The sequence below is a fragment of the Burkholderia sp. E168m23 genome, from assembly GCF_016586125.1.
In the GTDB taxonomy this organism is placed as follows: Bacteria; Pseudomonadota; Gammaproteobacteria; order Burkholderiales; family Burkholderiaceae; genus Burkholderia; species Burkholderia orbicola.
In genome coordinates, this window is record NZ_BCPP01001242.1 from 1 (window position 1) to 1,677 (window position 1,677).

A 1,677-nucleotide genomic window follows, 5' to 3' on the forward strand; every position below is an offset into this window, starting at 1 on the left:
CGTCGTCTTCGTATAATGTATGCTATACGAAGTTATTACGCGTACCAGGCGACTGGCCGTTCCGGCGCTGATGCCAAGCAGTTTTGCCGCTGCCGTGAAGCTTCCCACACGCACGATGTACGTGAAAATCGACATCGCCTGCAGTGTGATTTCCATGGTTTTCTCCGAACGAATTCTGAGGAATGGCAGTATCAAGCCCGTCAAAATCCAATCATCTCCTCACAATGCAATCGGTTTGGAATTTACGTCTGCTGATTCAATGACCGATGACCCATCTTGCTCACCCATCGGCATTTCGGGTCATCGGCAGATCCCGGGCCGAACTCGGTCATAGCCAGCATCCGGCCCAAGTTCTGCCTTACTTGCGTGTCGTGTTCTCGAAGAAAGCGAGCAGATCCGCATTGACCTGATCGGCGTGCGTGATCGCGATCCCGTGCGATCCGCCCGGATACACCTTCAGCGTCACATTCGGCGCAATCGCGGCCGTCCGGCGCGCCGACGCGTCGATCGGAACGATCTGGTCGTCGTCTCCGTGCAACACCAGTACCGGCACGTTGATCTTTCGAAGATCCTCGGTGTAATCCACTTCCGAGAACTCCCGGATACAGTCGAACTGGCCCTTGATCGAGCCCATCATGCCCTGCGACCAGAACGAATCTATCGTCCCCTGCGAAACCGTCGCACCCTCACGATTGAAGTTGTGGAACGGCACCGCCAGATCCCTGTAAAACTGCGAGCGGTTCTTCAAAACACCTTCGCGAATACCGTCGAACACTTCCATCGGCAAGCCGCCCGGGTTCGCTTCCGTCTTCAGCATGATCGGCGGTACCGCACCGATCAGCACCACTTTCGCCACACGTGCCGTGCCGTGACGGCCGATGTAGTGCGCCACCTCGCCGCCACCCGTGGAATGGCCCACCAGCATCGCACCGCGCACGTCAAGGTGATCGAGCAGCGCAGCCAAATCGTCCGCATAGGTATCCATATCATTGCCGTCCCACGGCTGCGCCGAGCGACCATGCCCTCGACGGTCGTGCGCAATGACCCGGTAGCCGCGACGGCCGAAGAACAGCATTTGCGCATCCCATGCATCCGAAGTCAGCGGCCAGCCGTGCGAGAAAACAACGGGCGTGCCATGGCCCCAGTCCTTGTAGAAAATTTCGGTATCGTCACCCGACTTAAAGTAACTCATTGCGCAACTCCAAACTTGTCTTGAATTGAATACATGTTCGGCGTATCGGCGGACGGCGCGTAACGGCATCGGACCATGACACGCCATCCGACCGTACTTCCGTTAATTGTGCTTGATATCGAAACGATCGGCGTTCATCACCTTCGTCCACGCGGCAACGAAGTCACGCACGAACTTCTGCTGCGAATCCTCGCTGCCGTACACTTCCGACAGCGCGCGCAGTTGCGAATGCGAACCGAACACTAGGTCGACACGCGAGGCCAGCCACTTGAGCTCGCCCGTCGCACGATCCCGACCTTCATAGGCTTCGTTGGCCTCCGAGGTCGGCTTCCACTCCGTGCCCATGTCGAGCAGATTGCGGAAAAAGTCGTTGGTCAGCACTTCGCGACGGTCCGTGAACACGCCGTGCTTCGAATCGCCCACGTTCGTGCCGAGCACGCGCAGGCCACCGATCAGCACCGTCATCTCCGGCGCCGATAGCGAAA

2 protein-coding genes and 1 pseudogene are annotated in these 1,677 nt (G+C 58.1%); all 3 read right to left on the reverse strand.

Features of this window, described 5'->3' with window-relative positions:
- A partial coding sequence (locus tag JMF90_RS36140; RefSeq protein ID WP_201326256.1) for a LysR family transcriptional regulator occupies positions 1-156 on the reverse strand: 156 nt, incomplete at its 3' end.
- A 202-nt stretch (positions 157-358) separates the two neighbouring features.
- Positions 359-1,192: an alpha/beta fold hydrolase gene (locus JMF90_RS36145; protein WP_011546992.1), complete on the reverse strand. Its 834-nt coding sequence runs from the start codon at positions 1,190-1,192 to the stop codon at positions 359-361.
- A 102-nt stretch (positions 1,193-1,294) separates the two neighbouring features.
- Positions 1,295-1,677 (reverse strand): annotated as a pseudogene (locus JMF90_RS36150) (peroxidase family protein); the annotation flags it as partial.